Below are 18,291 nucleotides of genomic sequence, written 5' to 3'. Positions count from 1 at the left end.
AACAATGTTATTCTCTCACATTGTGTTTATATTCCCGGCAACATAACCTTTGTATGCCTAACAATATTTCCTTTTTACCTCCAGCAACATTATTTTTGTATCTCTGACAATATTCCTTTCAAATATCCCACCGCATTCCGTTTTACAAATATCCCCCGCATTCCGTTTTTCTTGACACCTCTTTTTTCCACCACTATAATAGGAATGACACATTGAAACGCAAACATAAGGAGGATTTATGAAAATTTCAAAGAAAATCGTATCTATTCTGACAGCAACCGCTTTAGTTGCTTCCCTGACGGGCTGTGGTTCAAATGGTTCTTCTTCTAAGAAGTATACCATTGGTATCTGTCAGCTTATGGAGCATGAAGCATTAGACGCGGCTACAAAGGGATTTAAAGATACACTGACAAAGAAACTTGGTAAGGATAATGTAGAATTTGATGAGCAAAATGCTCAGGGTGAATCTACAAACTGCTCTACAATCTGTAATGGTTTCGTAACGAGCAATGTAGATCTGATCCTTGCAAATGCCACAGGAGCTCTTCAGGCAGCTACTCAGGCAACTGCTGATATTCCAATTCTCGGCACTTCTGTATCAGATTATGCTACTGCATTAAACATCAAAGACTGGAAAGGCAAGACCGGCACGAATGTATCAGGAACTTCCGACCTCGCTCCGATCGACCAGCAGGAAGCAATATTAAAAGAAATCATTCCAAATGCAAAGAAAGTCGGTATTCTCTACTGTTCTTCAGAACCTAATTCAGCTTATCAGTCTAAATTAATGCAAGAGGCGTTAAAGAAAGATGGTATTGCATATAAAGAATATACTGCAGCTGATTCCAACGAAATCCAGTCTGTTACAACAACAGCCTGCGACGAATGCGATGTTCTTTACGTTCCTACTGATAATACAATGGCTTCCAGTGTCAACACAATCAAAAATGTCGCTATCCCGGCAGGTATTCCAATGATCGCAGGCGAAAAGGGAATCTGTGCAGCCGGTGTTGCAACGCTTTCTATTGATTACTATAACCTTGGCTGTCAGACCGGTGAAATGGCTTACGATATTTTAAAGAACAAAAAGAAAGCCGGCGACATGGAAGTACAGTTTGCTAAAAAGCTTACAAAAATGTATAATGCAGAAAATGCAAAAGCTTTAAACATCACAATTCCGGATGGCTATGAACCAATCGAATCGAAATAATTTATAGGTAACTATTTCCATAAAAAATACAAAGCCAGTGCTTTGCTATATGCACCACTACTATATAAACAATTACCTATTTCATAAAATAAAGAGGACAATGTTTATTAACACGTTGTCCTCTTTGTTTTATTTTTTAAGCTGGATTATTTTACTGTAACCGTAATTTTCTTCTTTGCTACTTTATAGTTTCTGCTTGCTTTAGCTTTGATCGTAATAATTGTTTTACCTTTCTTTTTCAAATTCAGTTTTCCATTGCTGTCTACTACTGCCACACCGGTATTACTGCTTTTATACTTTAATGTTCCCGTAGAACATTTCGCTTTAAGATTAACACTCTTTTTGCTTAATGATACCGATACGTTTTTGGCTGTAATCTTCTGTTTTGCTTTTGAAATGGTAAATGTCTTAACCAGCGTTCCTGTGCAATTATCCGTTATTCCTTTGATCTTAATCTTTGCATTTTTAGAAACCTTACGGTTATTAGAATATGTGACAGAATAATCCTCACCCTCCTCAAGGTCTACATCATCTCCATCTTCATCCACATAAGAAACCGTAAACTCCGGTTTAACTGCTTTACCGGTATAAGGATGTGTATCTTCATCAAAAGTCACTTTACACTTTGAAATATCTACTTCGACATCCTCTTCATCATCCTCATCGTCGTCCTCTTCTTCTGCATCAGTATCATCTGCGTCCGAAGAATCCTCAGCCAATGCCTTCTTCATATTCCATGAGCTGCTTCCAAAAGCACCTGTCACGACAAACGACGATACAACGACTGTACAAAATATTTTCATAAGATTTTTTCTCATAAAAAGTCCCCTTTCCTTTCGAAAGATTATCTCTTGAATTCTACTTTAGACTCGCAAATCCGCTCTTTCTGAGCTCCCCTTTCTGCTTCGCAGAAACATTTGCTCGTTGAAACATGCACGAAAAGGAAATGCCTGCTTCGCAGTCGCTCCCTTTTCTTTTGCCTTAGACAGACTCGCAAATCCGCTCTTTCTGAGCTCCCCTTTCTGCTTCGCAGAAACATTTGCTCGTTGAAACATGCATGAAAAGGAAATGCCTGCTTCCCAGTCGCTCCCTTTTCTTTTGCACTAGACAGACTCGCAAATCCGCTCTTTCAGTGCTCCCCTTTCTGCTTTGCAGAAATATTTGCTCGTTGAAACATGCATGAAAAGGAAATGCCTGCTTCGCAGTCGCTCCCTTTTCTTTTGCATGTTTCATTATAACATAACTTTTCTATATTATGGGAATTTTTGACACACTTTTAACATTTTTTTGCTATTTTTTCAATGTAATGATAGTATAGGATAGGATACGGATTAAAAGATTGATGATAGAAGAAGGTGATAATTTGAAAGTTGAAGAAGTAATCGCAGAAGTTGCCAAATTAAGCAAACAATTTGGTGCAACGGAAATAATCTTATACGGCTCAAGAGCCAAAGGATGTGCAAGAGAACGAAGCGATATTGATATCGCAATATCCGGTGTAAAAGATTTTAACACTCTTGTAGAAAAAGTAGAAAATCTGCCTACACTTTACAGTGTCGATCTGCTCGATATCGATCATTGTAAAAATCAATTATTATTGGAGGATATCAAACAATATGGACGAAAAATTTAAGAAACGTTATCAATCTTTTTGTAATTCTCTTAATGCCTTAGCTGAAGCAAAGCAGCGAGATCTTTCTGATTCTTTTATACTTAGTGGAACGGGTGCAAAATTCAGCATAACCTTTGATCTGGCATGGAAAGTAATGAAAGACATTTTAATACAATATTATCAGATTACCGGCTTTGTGGCAGGCTCTCCAAGAGAAGTTTTAAGAGAAGCTTACAAAGCAGATCTGATTTCCGATGATGCATGGATGAAAATGCTTAAAGTTAGAAATGAACTAACCCATGATTATGACTGCGAAATTGTAAAAGAACATTGTAATACCATTGTAAATAAATATATTGATCTTTTTTTCGATTTTGAAAAGGTAGTACAACATTTGATATTAGATTTTTAACAATACAAACTTTTGAATTTTGAATTAATTATATAGGAAGGAGTTACCATCTTGCTTTTTCTAATAGCAGGATGACTACAAACATTATGAAAAAGAACTTTATACATTACCCGGTTGCAGCCGGTATACTTACTATATCTTTATTATGTACAGGAAGTATCTCAAATACTTCAAAAGCAATGTCTGCTTCTGTTGTAAATGTATCAATTGCAACAAAAGCTTTTACAGCTGCAAATACATCCATTACGCCAACTACGTCTAATGCAGCAAACAATACCGCCACACCGGATTTTATAAATGCAATTCCTGCAACAAACAGTGCGATCAGCACACCGGAACCAACTGATTTCGAGACACCAAATCCTAATGAAATCAAAATAGCCGATATTTTATCTTTGACCAAAAGTAAGCTTCTTGCCAAACCCGGCAACACATATTACTTAACATATAATGCTTCTGCTACTCCTAATGTCCGCTCTTCTAACAAGAAAACTGCTATTGCCTCCTTACAGCGGCAGAAATTAAAAATCACAATCCCGACTTCAGCTGCCAAAGGAAGCTCTGCTACCATTACATTAACGCTTGGTTCTCATAAGAAAACTTTGCTCGTAATAGTAGAAAATAGAGTAAAAAAAATTTCTTATTCTAAAAAGCAATTGACATTAAAAAAGAGAAAAAACAAAAGAATATCCATTCCAATAAAAAATGAAAACAATAAGAAAAAAACAACCGATCTGATTCACGTCACTTCTTCGAAGCGATCTGTTGCAACGATCAAGAATTGTAAAGTTAGTGCAAAAAAGATTACTTTTTCTATCCATAGCAAACAAATTGGCAAAACAAAAATACAGATCAAGGCCGGTAATCGAAAAAAGACACTTATATGTACAGTTAAAGAAAAGAAAACAATCAAGAAAAAACAGTAAAGTAAAAGCAGTTGGATATATAATCCTAAAAATCAAACCTATACAAAAAAGCAATAAATCAGATGTATATAACATATATTTTATACAAAGCATGATATTAATTCTGTAAGACATTTGCAAAAAACAAAGCATGACATTAAGTTTATAAAACATTTACTGAAAACAAAACATGGCATTAATTCTATCAAGCATTTGCAGAAAACAAAAACACCGGCAAGTTACATTCCTGTCGGTGTTTTTTGTTCTGATCAGATCATACGGTAACCCGGTGATAAAACCGAAGCTTTTTAAGCACCGCTTTTCCGATCATATTGTTTCTAAGTATGACTTTTCTAATCGTAACTTTTTCAAATACGACTTTTCCAGTCACAGTTTATCTTATTTTACTTTTACAGTAACTTTGGCTGATTTCTTACCAACTTTAACAGTTACTTTTGTGCTGCCCTTCTTCTTTGCCTTGATCGTAACAGTAGCTTTTTTCTTAGCAAGACTCTTCTTTGTAACAGAAACAATCTTCTTGTTCTTTACAGAAACTGTCATCTTATCTGTTGTCTTAGCATTTTTCTTTGCGGCTGTTACAGCAAAATTGAGAGTTGCTTTCTTACCTTTCTTTACAGTAACTTTTGTTTTCTTAGCTTTTACCTTTTTGCATACATTCTTCTTCGCTACAACAGGCTTTGCTGTAGGTCTTACAATCGGTGTATGTGAAGGACGAATAGTTGGTGTGGTACCCGTCTGGTTAGGCTGATTACTTGGTGCCGTAGAAGGTGCTGCACTTGGTGTTGCACTTGGCGAAACTGTTGGTTTAGCAGAAGGTGTTACTGTTGGTTCCTGCTCAATGTCCTTTGCAACGTAAACAGTAAACTTCTTACTTAATCCATTACTTGTATACGCCGTTACCGTTGCTTTTCCTGCACTTACTGCTGTAAGCTTAGCTGTAGCAATACCGGCTGTAGGAGCTATTGCAGTATTATCTACACTTACCACTGACTCATCACTTGATACAAATGTAACTTTAGAAGTTGCATCTGCCGGTGCTACATTGACCGCAAGATCTTTCTGATCTCCAACAGCATTCATCTTGAATACTTCATCTTCTTTACTTGTGATATCTGTAGCATCTACCTTGGCAGACTTAATTGTTCTAAAGACTACATTTGCTAAAGTAAATGTAATTGTGATCTTTGTAGGATCTTTGATTGTCGAAAAACTTGCTGCATGTGTCTTAGAATCTACAGTAATACCATCAATATCAGATCCATCCCAGCCATTGATCGGTGTACCTGTATCAATCTTTGTACCATTCATCATAGATTTTCCGGTAGAATCACTACCATTCTTTGTGATTGTCATCTCTGTATCATTTACAGTGATCTTATCCCATTTGATCTTACCTTTCTTAATGTTAGATCTGGCAAGATTTCCGACTGTAACATCATAATCCTGTAAATAAATAGCTGTTACACTATTGATCGTTGTGATACCGGCTTTCTTTCCTGCTGCTGTAAGATCCTTAGACAGATCAAATGTAGCTGTATACTGTCCGTCGCCACTTACTTCTACAGGAGCACCATACTCAATCGTATTGTATTTTCCATCTGTTCCCGCACTGTTATAGTAAACATTGATAGCCATATTTGCTTTCGTTGGATCTACTAATTCTTTTACTTCTACAGGAACCGTCTTTGTAAGGCCACTTGCAGCAGTAATGGTAATATATGTCTTACCGACTGCAACTGCTGTGATCACACCATATTCGCTTACTGTAGCAACACTTTCATCAGATGATTTGAAAGAAAGTGTATCTGTTGTATTTGCAGGAGCTACTGTTGTAGTAATGCTTTCGCTCTGTCCTGTCTTAACCGTGTAAGATTCCTTATCTGTCTTAATCTCTGTGGCAGATGTCTCGCTCTTAGCCGGTCTTGAAACCTTAACCGTAATATCTGCTGTCTTAGATCCACTTAATGATGATACATGAACTGTTGTTGTACCAACATTCTTAGCATGAATTACACCTTTGAATACAGTCGCAATGCTGTCATCATCTGTGCTCCATACAACGACATCATTTGTAGAATCCGGTGCTGCTGTTGCTGTTACTGTCTCTCTTTCACCCATAGTAAGAGAAACTTCTGTCTTACTTGGTGTAAGATCTGTAATCTCTGTAATCGTAGGATCTTTCTCAATATCAGAATAATCACCTGATTTATTCTTTGTAGTTGCCTTTAACAAAGTACCTCTTGCCATACCATCTGTAATTGTCTTATAGATCGGCTTTGCCTCATCACGATTCCAGAATGAGAAGAGACCTGTCTTAGTCAAAGGATTATCATCTTTACCATATCCCTGATCCCACACACAAGGCACAATGCCATTTACCTGACATGCTCTGTTGATGATTTCAGAATACCATGCTCTTTCTACATCATTGTATCCCGTCTTAGAACCACTTAATTTCTGGTTTCTCGTACCGTATTCACCAAGATACATTGGATAATGTGAGCCAAACTTCTTGTACATACTCTGTAACTGTGAAACCATCTCTGTAGCTTCAGCATACGTCCATGATGTATTTGTAGACTTAGAATATCTATGTGCAGCAAACATTAATCTTGGGTTATCCTTGTTATAGTAATCTATTGGCATTTTGAAGTCACTTGCTGTACCAGTAGATGCATAATGATCTACAGCTGTCAGCCAACGTTTTGTGTTATTTGATCCTGTAGAACGAACTGCGTTCACAAATAACTGGTTGAAGTTCATAATGATCGGTCTGTCAAAGTTTGTAGCATCTGCTGAATTCTTCATGCTTTCATCATAATCCATACAAGATACTTCGTTCATTGACTCAAAAATCAGATGCTCGTCATAATTTTTAAAGCGATTTGCAATGGTCTTCCATACTAATTCGTATTTGTACTCGATAGGATCGATATCATCAGATCCGACATTAAGCCATCCACCATCTTTTGCTACATCATCATGATGAACATTCAAGATGACATACATATCCTGTGAAATACAATAATCAACGATTTCCTGAACACGGCTCATCCAGACTTCTTTGATCGAACCGTCATCATTGATCATGTTACCCCAGGTGACCGGAATACGAACCGTATTATATCCGGCATCATGAAGAGCTTTCATATATTTCTTAGTAGTAACCTGTCCCTGCCAAGAAGTCTCACTAGGAGTAAATCCGGAATGACCATCCAGAGTGTTACCAAGGTTTGTACCGACACCCATCTCGTCAATAACTTCATCTTTTGAAAGTACACGGAACTCTTTTGGATTAGCAGCTTCTGTACTATCCTTAAAAAGCATATTACAATGTACCTTTTCCAGTGCATTTCTTGCTGCGATGTATACAGAGTTCTTGCTATCTGTCACATCATATGCAGCCTGGGCAGTAGTAAGTGCTTTTTGCAGATCGCTTACAGAAGAATCCTGATATCTGCTTGTGTCCATTGCCTTCAGATAATCAATTGATTTCTTTAAGTTTTTACGTGCATCTGCTGCAGTCATCTGAATCATCGGTGTACGTGCAGGTGAGACAGCACCGGACTCTAATGCAGCACTTTCACAAACAGGTTTCGTAAAGTCATTTACGCCCGCGATCGTACCATCTGTATTCAATGTTACGCTTGTACCATCACTAAAGATAAATCCAAGAGGAGTTGCTTCTGTGTTGGTTGTATTGATTGCAATAGAAAGTGAGAAGTTTACTACTTTCTGAATCTTAGAGGTTGTAATACCGCAAGCCGGGAATTCATAGTTTCCTGTTGCTGCAGATCCAATCGGCTCTTCATCCTGATTGATCTGGATATAATTACCGCTGCTTTGTTTTGTACATTTTGCCGCACGCAGATATTTGTTCGATGCACCTATACCCTGCTTATTTGCTTCATCAACCGTAACACCGGATTCAGAACCGATATAGCTGTCACTTGTCAGATGATCTGCACTAAATGCATTGACAGATCCACTTCTTGCTGACATCCATGAGTAAGCATCTGCTTTTCCCATATGTACATATGCTGTTACTTTTCCGCCGCCATTGTCGATCAATGCCTGCAGTTTTGTCTCGTCCATTCCTGCTTTGACCAACTCCGGTCCTGTTATGTTCGTAATGTATGTCGGTGTCTCTAACTGATGAGCAGCTTCTGTATCTGCTGTATCCGCAGCTTTTACAGGCATTGATGTCATCGTAAGTAACATCGCTGCTGACAATACACACGAAATTAATTTCTTTAATCTCATACTCGTTCCTCCATTTTTTTGTTGGACAGTCTTAATAACTGCCGATTTTTTTACACTGCAGCCTCCTTCCGTTTGTAATAATTGCATACATTTTGTATGCAATATTGTTTATATTATAGCATTTTTTCAAATACTTGCAACGTGTTTTTGTGTATTTTTACTATTTTACAATACTTTATATCTTTTTTGTGGTATATTTATTGGAATTTTCCTACAAATTTTTGTAAATATTGTCCAATATAAAAACATTTTAACAAAAAATAGTATTCTCTAGACATCAAAAAATCGGAGAAACATCTTTTTATGATATTCCTCCGATTATAATTTCAGTTCCCCCAACCGTTGACAAAGAGCCGCAAAAACAGAAACAAAGAACCACATTTTGACCATCTACAGAAGCACACAGAAAAGGACATTGCAGCAAGCTGCAATGTCCTCATCCAAAAATTATCTTATAAGACCAGTAATTTAATTATTTAACCTTAACAGTTACTTTAGCGGACTTCTTACCAATCTTAACAGTTACTTTTGTGCTACCTTTCTTCTTACCTTTTACGGTAACTGTAGCAGAACCCTTAGAAAGTTTCTTCTTAGATACTGTGACAATCTTCTTGTTCTTTACAGAAACTGTCATCTTATCTGTTGTCTTAGCTTTCTTGTTCTTAGCTGTTACTGTGAACTTAAGTGTAGCTTTCTTACCCTTCTTTACAGTAACTTTAGCCTTTTTCGCTTTCACCTTTGTACAAGCATTCTTTGTAGTCTTCTTTACAACCGGTTTCTGTGAAGGCTGTACTGAAGCAGCTGGTTTCTGTGAAGGCTGTACTGAAGCAACCGGTTTCTGTGAAGGCTGTACTGAAGCAGCCGGTGTCTGTGAAGGTGCTACTGATGTAGCCGGTGTCTGTGAAGGTGCTACTGATGCATCAGGATTAGCAATGTTTTCAACTGTTGAAACAGTATATTCTACATTACCATACTCGCCAGCGTTCACTGTATCTTCAACTTCTGCATCCTTATCGGCAATCTGAGTATATGTCTTAGCAGCTTTTTCTGATTCAAAACCTTCTACTGTAAATTTAACCTGAACAACATCACCTTTGTTTACAGCGTTCATACCAGCATCATATTCTTCATCTGTAATAAGATCTTTGCCTAAGAACATGTTAGCTTTTGTACCTTTAACCTTTGTCTGATGATCAGCAAAATCAAAGAGTGAATTGTAATCATTCTTGATGTTAAGTCTGTATGTACCCATCTCACCATCTTTTACAGCATCCTGATCCTTGAAACCAAGGTATCTTTCATCTGCTTTAGAGAATGTATATAACTTAGTACCTAACTGGATAGACTTAATAGTCATCTTGAAGTCTTCACTTACATCACCATTTTTCAGATCTGTTTCAATCCAACCCATGTTGATTGTAGACTCAGCATTTTCGCCAGCCCAAGTAGTCAGAGTATAGTCACCATCTTTTGTTACTTCCACAGTATCTTCCTGTGTAGCCCATGATGGGTCAAGATACTGTAATGTAGCATGGAAGCTTTTACCTGCCGGTGCTTCTCCACCATCAGTATAAGCAGCATCAAATACTTCTACCTTATTAACAATTACGTTTTTCTTCGCAGCTGGTGACACAGCTACAAACTGAGCATCTGCATCTTCTTCTGTGACAGGGATATCCTTTTCAATTGTTACTGCAGCACCTGTAGCAACTTTAATCTTTTCAGAATCAACCCAATTACCTTTTGAATCCTGCTTAAAGCACACCTCAAGACCGTTATCAATAGCTGCATCTGTAGTGTTTGCACATGTCACTCTAAGAACCGGTTTCTCAAATGCTGAAAGATCCACAGTAGCTGTTAAGTTAGCTCCACACCATGAACCTACTCCGCCGCCAGCCCAAGTACTAAAATTACCTTCACCACAAATCTCGCTTTTTGTGAAGTTCTCTGAAGTTGTTGTAGCTTCCCAATCAGACTCTGCTTTAATACCAACAGCCTTAATTGTTCCTTCCCATGTTAACTTCTCAGCTGAAGCAGCTTTTGTCTGTGTAGCCGGGATAGAAGCACCTGTAACTACTAAAGCACCTGTAAGAAACATAGAAAGTGCCTTTTTCATTCCTTTTGTTAATCTCATAACAAATCTTTCCTCCTTATTATTTGTCCCACTTCGGGGTATTTTAGATTATGATGATACAATTCAGGACGTCCGCTTCCCTCGTTGCTATCATATCCTTGTACATTAGTATAGCAAATTTTACGTTTTCATGGAACAGACATATTGCACAATTAGCATGTGTATTTTTTGTGCAATTTTCACACTACAACTTTTTCTTTTTATATTTCGTTTAGGATTTCATTTGTTTTTTCGACATTTTTCTCTGCGTTTTCCTTTTTTTCCATGCAAATCTACTAATCCTTTAACAACTTTGTGTCAAAACAATGACATATTCTTTCCTTTACTCCGGCAGTAAAAATCATATCACCGGCTTTTGGCTTCCTTCTTACTATAGAACCTGATCATAAGAGTACCAAAAGGGCATTGCAACAAATTGCAATGCCCTTTTCTAAAAATCATCTTATTAATTGGCAATAATCCGATTATTTTACTTTGACTGTAACTTTTGCTGACTTCTTGCCAATCTTAACTGTTACTTTTGTACTGCCTTTCTTTTTACCTTTTACGGTGACTGTAGCAGAACCCTTAGAAAGTTTCTTCTTAGATACTGTGACAATCTTCTTATTCTTTACAGAAACTTTCATCTTATCTGTTGTCTTAGCTTTCTTATTCTTAGCTGTTACTGTGAACTTAAGTGTAGCTTTCTTACCCTTCTTTATAGTAACTTTAGTCTTTTTCGCTTTCACCTTTGTGCAAGCATTCTTTGTAGTCTTCTTTACAACCGGCTTCTGCGAAGGCTGTACTGAAGCAGCTGGTTTCTGTGAAGGCTGTACCGAAGCAGCCGGTGTCTGTGAAGGTGCCACTGTCGGCTGTGTTGAAGGTGCTACTGTTGTCTGTGTTGATGCTTTCTGATAGTGTCCATTCAGGAAACAATGTCCTTCCTGATCAATCTCTACAGCTTCTACGCTTGTCTTAATTGCCTCACACTTCTTTGTAACAGTTGGTAATACAACCGTGTCTTCTCCGGTTGACTCTAACGGAGTACCAAATGGTTTTTTATCATAGTTGATAAGATCTGACAATGTAAAGTTTACTTCAATTGTCTTTGGGTCCTCAATACCAGGGAAGTTGATACGATAATTCTTTGTATCTACTGATACAAGACCATCTGTTGTATCAACAACACTACCATCCCATGCATTCAAAGGATTACCTGTATCTAATACTCTATTAGACTTAATCAGACTCTTTGAATTGTTAGGATCTTTAATAGTAAGTTCCTTACCATTTACTTTGATACTGTTATAGTGGATCTTACCTTTTTTGATCACTGATTTATTGATCAGACCATCATCCACATCGGCATCTTTGATATAGATGGAACCAAAGTCTCTTAATGTAGATACACCGGCTTCTGCTGCTGATGCAGGAAGATCAGTATCACAGTCAAATTTCAGATTGTAAGTACCATCACCTGTGATCGTCACTTCATCTGTAGATCCTACATTTTCATAGAACTTAGAATCCTGATAGTATACATATAATTTTGCTCTCAGCTTTGTGGCATCCCATTTTGCTTCTGCAATCTTAACAGGGATTTCTTTTTCTTCACCTGTGCTTGCTGTTACCGTGATCACTGCTGTACCAAGGCTGATACCAACCACTTTACCGGTAGTAGATACCGTAGCTACGGATTCATCAGAACTCTTGTACATTAATGTTGGCTGTTTGCCATCTGCTGCGGATTCTTTTGTTACGGTTACTTTCACAGTCTTTAAGACACTTTCGTCTTCCTGCGAATATGCTGTGATCGTTGTCGTGCCGATTCCACGTGCTGTGATCACGCCATTGTATACAGATGCAACTAATGCATCATCAGACTTCCAAAGGATTACATCATCATTTGCCTCAGGTGTAACATTCTTTGTTGTGATTGTCTTTGTTGTATTGCATTCCATAGATACTTCCGAATCACTCAGGTCAAAGCTTGTGATCTTTGTAATTGCAGGAGTTTCTGCTGTTGTGCGATCAGGAATACTCTTATAATCAGTTGTTGTAAAGAAACCACGCGTCAATGCTTTCGAAATCTCTTCATATCCTGTACGTCGTGCACATTCTGTTCTGTCAAAGAGTGCAAAGGCATTGTTATCAATTCCACCATCATCCCAGTATACAGGAACTACTTTGTTCTGTTTTGCAAGGTAGTTCAATGCTTCTGTATAAAGAGCACGATTACCATTATTATCTTTATCTACAGCACCATATTCGCCAAGAACAACAGGAATGCCCTTAGAAATGAATTTTTCATTCAATGATTCAAATGACGATTTATAACTGTTTGTAACATCCGATAATGTAATATCGTTCTCTTCTCTCGGAGATCCGTCCAGACACTTATTTGTAGGTGCATAGTTATGTACGGAAATCATTAAACGGCTTTCACTTCTTTTATCTGTCGGCATAACAAAACCGGAATTAGATGAGAGTAATTTACCGATATTTGTTCCCCATGGTGTTACCATTAACCATCTGTTCGCATTGTTTCCACCGCTCTTACGAACTGTGTCGACGAAAATCTGATTTGCTTTGTTAAGATTTTCACCGAATGCTTCATTAGCTTCGCTGCTATTCCAGCTTCCGCTCTGAGGCTCATTTAATGCTTCAAAGATCAGATGTTCATTGTAATTCTTAAATCTTGTTGCAAGAGTTGTCCATACTGACTCATACTCATCATATACTTTTTGTAACTCATCACCGGTCGACTTTAATTTAAGCCATCCATCTGAGTTTGCACCATCATGATGAACATTGATGATCACATACATGTTCTGCTCTACAGCATAATCAACAACATCCTGAATACGGCTTAACCATGTTTCATTGATCACATATTTGCCGTCTTTTTCGGTAATCTTTTTTCCCCATGTACATGGAATACGGATTGTGTTAAATCCCTTATCATGTACCTCCTTGATCAGTTTCTTTGTTGTAGCTACAGTCTGCCATGATGTCTCTGATGGCATCATACCTGTATGACCATCAAATGTGTTACCAAGGTTCCAGCCTGTACCCATTGCTTTGATCATCTGGTCGCTGTTTAAATCCGTAAATCTCTGTGGATTATCCGGTGTCTCAACATCTGCTGATGTCATAGTAGATAATGATGACGCTTTAGCAACATTTTTTGTGCCTAAATTTGCGCCCGCAAATACCGACGTTGTCACTAATGCAAGTGATAATGCGATACTTGAAATACATTTAAAATGTTTTCTCATTATTTTCTCCTTTCTTCCTCTATCCGGCAGATTTGCTGCCGATATTTATGTACAACCACGTTGCTATGACTTTATGCCATAGCAACGCACTGTAACCCTATTTTACTTTTACAGTTACTTTGGCTGATTTTTTGCCTACTTTAACCGTAACTTTTGTGCTTCCTTTTTTCTTTGCTTTTATCGTAACACTTGCATTGCCTTTTTTCAATGTTTTCTTTGTCACAGATACAATCTTCTTATTCTTTACAGAAACTTTCATCTTGTCTGTTGTCTTTGCTTTTTTGTTCTTTGCAATAACCGTAAACTTTAAGGTGTTTTTCTTACCCTTCTTTACAGTAACCTTAGCCTTCTTTGCCTTCACTTTAACGCATGCATTCTTAGTTGTCTTCTTTACCTCATCTTTAAGGTTTACTGTTGGTTCTGCACTTGTACCGGCTGTTGGCTGGTTGCTTGGAATGCTACCCGGCTGAACACTTGGCTGAACAATCGGTGTTGTTGTCGATGTTGCACTTGGTTCCGGTGTTGCATTCGGATCAATGATCGATACAGGGATCTCTTTTGTAAATCCATCTGTTGCCGTCAAAGTGATTACCGCTTTACCATAACCATAGCCAAGAAGTTTGCCTGTGGATGATACAGAAACAACATTTTCATCTGATGATTCAAATGTAACGGCACCATTGCTTGCCGGTACTGCTGATGCATTCAGATAAGCAACAGGAGATACCAAAAGTCCCTGATCATTTGTTTCATACTCAAATTTTTCAAATTTAAATGCATCATAATCTGTCTGAATATCTGTTGTTTCTTTTTCTAATGTTTTCTTTGTAACCGTAACGGTAATTTTCTTTTCTACCGCACCACTCTGTGCATATGCTGTGATCGTTGCCGTACCGATTCTTCTTGCATGAATTCTACCATTTGATACAGAAGCAACACGGCTGTTATCTGATTTCCAAAGAACAACATCATTGTTGTCTGCCGGAGCAGTTGTTGCTGTAACCTTCTCCACGGATCCTACTGCTATAGACACACTATCTTTATCAAGATCTAAAGATGTCATTGCACTTACCGTCGTTTTTTCGTTCAACTGCGAATCATCGCTATCCGTATAGAAACCTCTCATGACACCATCTGTATAGTTTTTATTATACGGTGCACATTGTTCTCTGTCGAATATTTCATAATTATCCGTAGTTCCCTGAGTTCCATGATTATCCCATATACATCCTGCCAAACCGTATTTTTTCAGCATATAGCTAACGCCTTCAAACTTATATGTTCTGTCAGATCCTCCACGGAATCCACACTCTCCGACAACCACAGGAATCCCCTTATCTACAAATGCAGCTTTTAATTTTTTAAATTGATTTGCATATGAATCTGACTTGCTTTCATTCATCGAATCCGTATAACCACCGATCTTAAAATCGTCATAATCATGAACAGATACCATATAACGATCCGTGCCATCATTCGGAATTTCAAATTTGTCAGCATTTTTATACAATGACTTAATATTGGTATTGCGTGATGCCAATAAAAGCCATCTCTTGGCATTATTTGATCCTGTGCTACGTACAGCCGCACCAAATGTCTTGTTTAATTTGTTAATGCGTTCCATGTCCTTCTGCAGATTTGTATCTCCCGATCCGGAGTACACCTCATTCATAGACTCAAAGATCAGGTGCTCATCATAATTCTTAAAATAGTTTGCAATGCTTGCCCACATCTTCTGATACTTTGCTTCTACAGCAGCAAACTCTTCATCTGTTCCGCTAATATCAATCCATCCATGAACTGATTTGCCCTCTTTGTCTGTACCAACATTATCTGCACCATCATGATGTGCATTCAAAATCACATACATATCTTCATCCATGCAATAATTGATCACATCCTCTACACGGCTGATCCACGCTGCATCAATTGATCCATCATCCTTAACCATCGTTCCCCAGGTAACCGGAATACGGATAGTATTAAAGCCTAAATCATGCACGGCTTTAATCATCTTCTTTGTAGTAACCGGTGCTCCCCACGCTGTTTCACCCGGAGTCTGGTTTGTATGGGAATCAAATGTATTTCCTAAGATCCAGCCAATTCCCATCTCTTCAATAATCTCTGTACCTGACAGATCACGGAACGTCTGTGGATTTACCGGAATCTTTATATCTTTTGTAGTCTGATCATCATCCCAACTCATATAGGTTCCGATTCGGTCTGCTGCATCAGCTTTTTGTACGACCGGTCCGACACTAAGCGACCCAACCGCCAAAGCCGCTGTCATCATAAAAGCAATCGCTTTACTCCATTTTCTCATATTTTATCCTCATTCTTTCTGTTTCATTCTTAAGCAACAAACTCTGCCGACAAATTTCAGCCAACAGAGTCTGTGTTTTCACTCATATAATCTCATACGATTTTTTTGAAAGCATCCTATTATAAGCTCATATATTCTATCTATAGCATTTTTCAACTTTCATATGACATATATCACATCTTAACAGATAGAAATTATTTTACTTTCTTGTATCCGGCTTTCTTGATCTGCTTCTTAGTATATTTTACATATGCTTTCTTACCAGAAACTTTAATTGTCTTCTTGCATCCCTTGAATGCTTTCTTAGAAACTTTTACTTTCTGGCTTACTGTAATCTTGCTAAGTTTCTTGCAACCTGCGAATGCAGATCCACCAATCTTCTTAACTTTCTTACCGAGTTTGATTGACTTAAGTGAAGTACAATCCTTAAATGTAGAACCAGCTACACTCTTTACTGTGCTGTTGTATGTGAACTTAGAAAGTTTCTTGCAACCGCTGAATGCAGATGCTCCAACAGATTTTACATTCTTAGTAAGTTTGAAGCTCTTTAATGCCGTACAATTCTTAAATGCTGCTTCGCCAATACTCTTAATGCCGCTTGAAAGCTTAAAGCTCTTTATGCTCTTGCATCCGTTAAATGTATCATCAGCAATCTTTGTGATGTTCTTATTGTATGTAACTTTTGTAAGTTTTGTACAACCTTTAAATGCTGCTTCACCAACTGTTTTAATTGTATCACCAAGTGTAACAGTCTTGATCGTTGTATCCTTTGCAAATGCGTTATCAGCGATACCTGTTACATCATAATTCAAAACAGTTGTTCCTTCTGTTGTCTTTGCAGTAGCAGCGGTCGTAAAGTCTGCTTTCTTTGTAGCAAGTCCTGCTACAGCGACTGTACCTTTACTGTTATTTGTCTTTGTTCTCTTTGTAACAACATACTTCACACCATTATCCACAAAAGTAGAACCAACAGTAGGACCGTTGTCAACTACAACCTCCTTTTTAGCAGTTACAAAGTCTACGCCGCTGATTGTAAATGTAATCTTCAAGCTCTTTGCAGGCATAGCGTTGATTTCGGTATTTAACTTGCCTGTGGTCTTATCAATTGGGCGAAGAGCTTTACCTTCTACACCATGACTGTCTGCGTAGTTATCAATGATCATAAAGTCATAATATCCCTTATTACCACTACCCTGTTTATCTGACGCCTGTGTATTTGGGAAAGCTTCTTTTAATTCTAAAATCTGCTTGTCATCGACAGAAACTTTTACATTTGTACATTTTACGTTTTTCATGGTCAATGGAATATCCGTAGAAATATGAAGCACATCATAGTATGAATCGCCTACAACTTTATACTGTGTTGTATCTAAGTTTGTTATTTCTGCTGTCCACTCACCGTTAGTTGTCATAGCAGCATCCTTAATCGTAGCTTCTGAATGAACACGTGCATCACCTCTTGCCTGACCACGAAGACCCATTGTCTCTTGTGCCTTAGTCAGGTTATTTGCAAGATAATTCTTAGTGTAATCAAATGCTGATCTACCCCATTTTGATTTCTCTGAATCGTAAAATTCCTTTACTGTTAATCCTGACTTATCATTTGTCCATTCTGAACGATAGATCCATGGACCTGCCATACTAAATGCTGTATAAGCCATATACGATGCTGCAGGTGTTGCAGCAGGTGTTGCAGTTGCTGTTGCAGAAGCGGTAGTATCTGCTGCCTTTGCTGTACTTCCGTTTGTGTTTGCCACTCCGGCAAATCCACCGGCAGTTACTACCATAGCTGCCGCAAGAGTAGTTGAAATTGCCTTAGTTAAATTTTTTCTCATGTTTTGCCTCCTTGTGTATTATAATTGTTCATTCTCTATAACAGAGAAGCATGAGCACCTTTTTCCCATGCCTAAGCTATAGTATAGCGTTCTTTCCATCAAAAGTCAACAATTCAATTGCTCTTTTTCGGCTTTTTCTGTGCAATTTGACAATCTATTCTGATATAGAATAAAAAAGCATGAATCCGTTTCATACATTTTCAACAAATTCATGCTTTTTCGTTCTGTTTTCATTTTTCTTGTATAAAAAACCTAAAACAACAGGTTCCATTTCAACAAAATACTATTACTATGTTTCTATTTCTTATAATCAGCAATA

Annotated in this window: 10 protein-coding genes; 4 read left to right on the top strand and 6 right to left on the bottom strand. The window is 37.8% G+C overall.

The window, feature by feature from the left end:
* The first annotated feature begins 238 nt into the window (after positions 1 to 238).
* Positions 239 to 1,210: an ABC transporter substrate-binding protein gene (locus H8700_RS02920; RefSeq protein WP_249302964.1), complete on the top strand. Its 972-nt coding sequence runs from the start codon at positions 239 to 241 to the stop codon at positions 1,208 to 1,210.
* A 146-nt stretch (positions 1,211 to 1,356) separates the two neighbouring features.
* Here H8700_RS02920 and H8700_RS02915 read toward each other — a convergent pair whose 3' ends face one another.
* Positions 1,357 to 2,028: an immunoglobulin-like domain-containing protein gene (locus H8700_RS02915; RefSeq protein ID WP_249302962.1), complete on the bottom strand. Its 672-nt coding sequence runs from the start codon at positions 2,026 to 2,028 to the stop codon at positions 1,357 to 1,359.
* 545 nt (positions 2,029 to 2,573) lie between these two features.
* On the opposite strand from H8700_RS02915, the gene H8700_RS02910 reads away from it, so the two are divergent.
* From H8700_RS02910 to H8700_RS02900, 3 genes are all read left to right on the top strand, one after another.
* Positions 2,574 to 2,843, top strand: coding sequence for a nucleotidyltransferase family protein (locus H8700_RS02910; RefSeq protein WP_249302960.1), 270 nt, complete (start codon positions 2,574 to 2,576; stop codon positions 2,841 to 2,843).
* Positions 2,827 to 3,234 (top strand): HI0074 family nucleotidyltransferase substrate-binding subunit, encoded by a 408-nt coding sequence (locus tag H8700_RS02905; RefSeq protein WP_249302958.1) that lies wholly within the window; start codon positions 2,827 to 2,829, stop codon positions 3,232 to 3,234. Before H8700_RS02910 ends, H8700_RS02905 begins: the two co-directional genes overlap by 17 nt.
* 86 nt (positions 3,235 to 3,320) lie before the next feature.
* Entirely contained in the window at positions 3,321 to 4,160 is an 840-nt protein-coding gene (locus H8700_RS02900) for a hypothetical protein (RefSeq protein WP_249302956.1), read from the top strand.
* 378 nt (positions 4,161 to 4,538) lie between these two features.
* Here the strand turns inward: H8700_RS02900 and H8700_RS02895 are convergent, their stop codons facing one another.
* From H8700_RS02895 to H8700_RS02875, 5 genes are all read right to left on the bottom strand, one after another.
* A complete protein-coding gene (locus H8700_RS02895) occupies positions 4,539 to 8,423 on the bottom strand; it encodes a cellulase family glycosylhydrolase (protein ID WP_249302950.1) in 3,885 nt (1,294 codons plus the stop codon).
* Positions 8,424 to 8,895: 472 nt separating this feature from the next.
* Complete coding sequence (locus H8700_RS02890; RefSeq protein WP_249302949.1) at positions 8,896 to 10,557, bottom strand: hypothetical protein; 1,662 nt, start codon at positions 10,555 to 10,557, stop codon at positions 8,896 to 8,898.
* Positions 10,558 to 11,021: 464 nt separating this feature from the next.
* Entirely contained in the window at positions 11,022 to 13,814 is a 2,793-nt protein-coding gene (locus tag H8700_RS02885; RefSeq protein ID WP_249302948.1) for a cellulase family glycosylhydrolase, read from the bottom strand.
* A gap of 97 nt (positions 13,815 to 13,911) precedes the next feature.
* A complete protein-coding gene (locus H8700_RS02880) occupies positions 13,912 to 16,137 on the bottom strand; it encodes a cellulase family glycosylhydrolase (protein ID WP_249302947.1) in 2,226 nt (741 codons plus the stop codon).
* Positions 16,138 to 16,331: 194 nt separating this feature from the next.
* The gene (locus H8700_RS02875; protein WP_249302944.1) at positions 16,332 to 17,972 is read right to left on the bottom strand and encodes a leucine-rich repeat domain-containing protein; all 1,641 of its coding nucleotides are present in this window, start codon (positions 17,970 to 17,972) and stop codon (positions 16,332 to 16,334) included.
* Positions 17,973 to 18,291: the final 319 nt, after the last annotated feature.

Origin of the sequence: Jutongia hominis (assembly GCF_014384965.1) — a bacterium.
Classification (GTDB): domain Bacteria; phylum Bacillota; class Clostridia; order Lachnospirales; family Lachnospiraceae; genus Butyribacter; species Butyribacter hominis.
This window is presented reverse-complemented; position numbering and strand designations above follow the sequence as displayed.

Coding starts and splice junctions, on each gene's coding strand:
- H8700_RS02900 (WP_249302956.1), top strand. CDS start 3,321: ATGAAAAAGAACTTTATACATTACCCGGTTGCAGCCGGTATACTTACT.
- H8700_RS02920 (WP_249302964.1), top strand. CDS start 239: ATGAAAATTTCAAAGAAAATCGTATCTATTCTGACAGCAACCGCTTTA.
- H8700_RS02890 (WP_249302949.1), bottom strand. CDS start 10,557: ATGAGATTAACAAAAGGAATGAAAAAGGCACTTTCTATGTTTCTTACA.
- H8700_RS02880 (WP_249302947.1), bottom strand. CDS start 16,137: ATGAGAAAATGGAGTAAAGCGATTGCTTTTATGATGACAGCGGCTTTG.
- H8700_RS02875 (WP_249302944.1), bottom strand. CDS start 17,972: ATGAGAAAAAATTTAACTAAGGCAATTTCAACTACTCTTGCGGCAGCT.
- H8700_RS02895 (WP_249302950.1), bottom strand. CDS start 8,423: ATGAGATTAAAGAAATTAATTTCGTGTGTATTGTCAGCAGCGATGTTA.
- H8700_RS02905 (WP_249302958.1), top strand. CDS start 2,827: ATGGACGAAAAATTTAAGAAACGTTATCAATCTTTTTGTAATTCTCTT.
- H8700_RS02885 (WP_249302948.1), bottom strand. CDS start 13,814: ATGAGAAAACATTTTAAATGTATTTCAAGTATCGCATTATCACTTGCA.
- H8700_RS02915 (WP_249302962.1), bottom strand. CDS start 2,028: ATGAGAAAAAATCTTATGAAAATATTTTGTACAGTCGTTGTATCGTCG.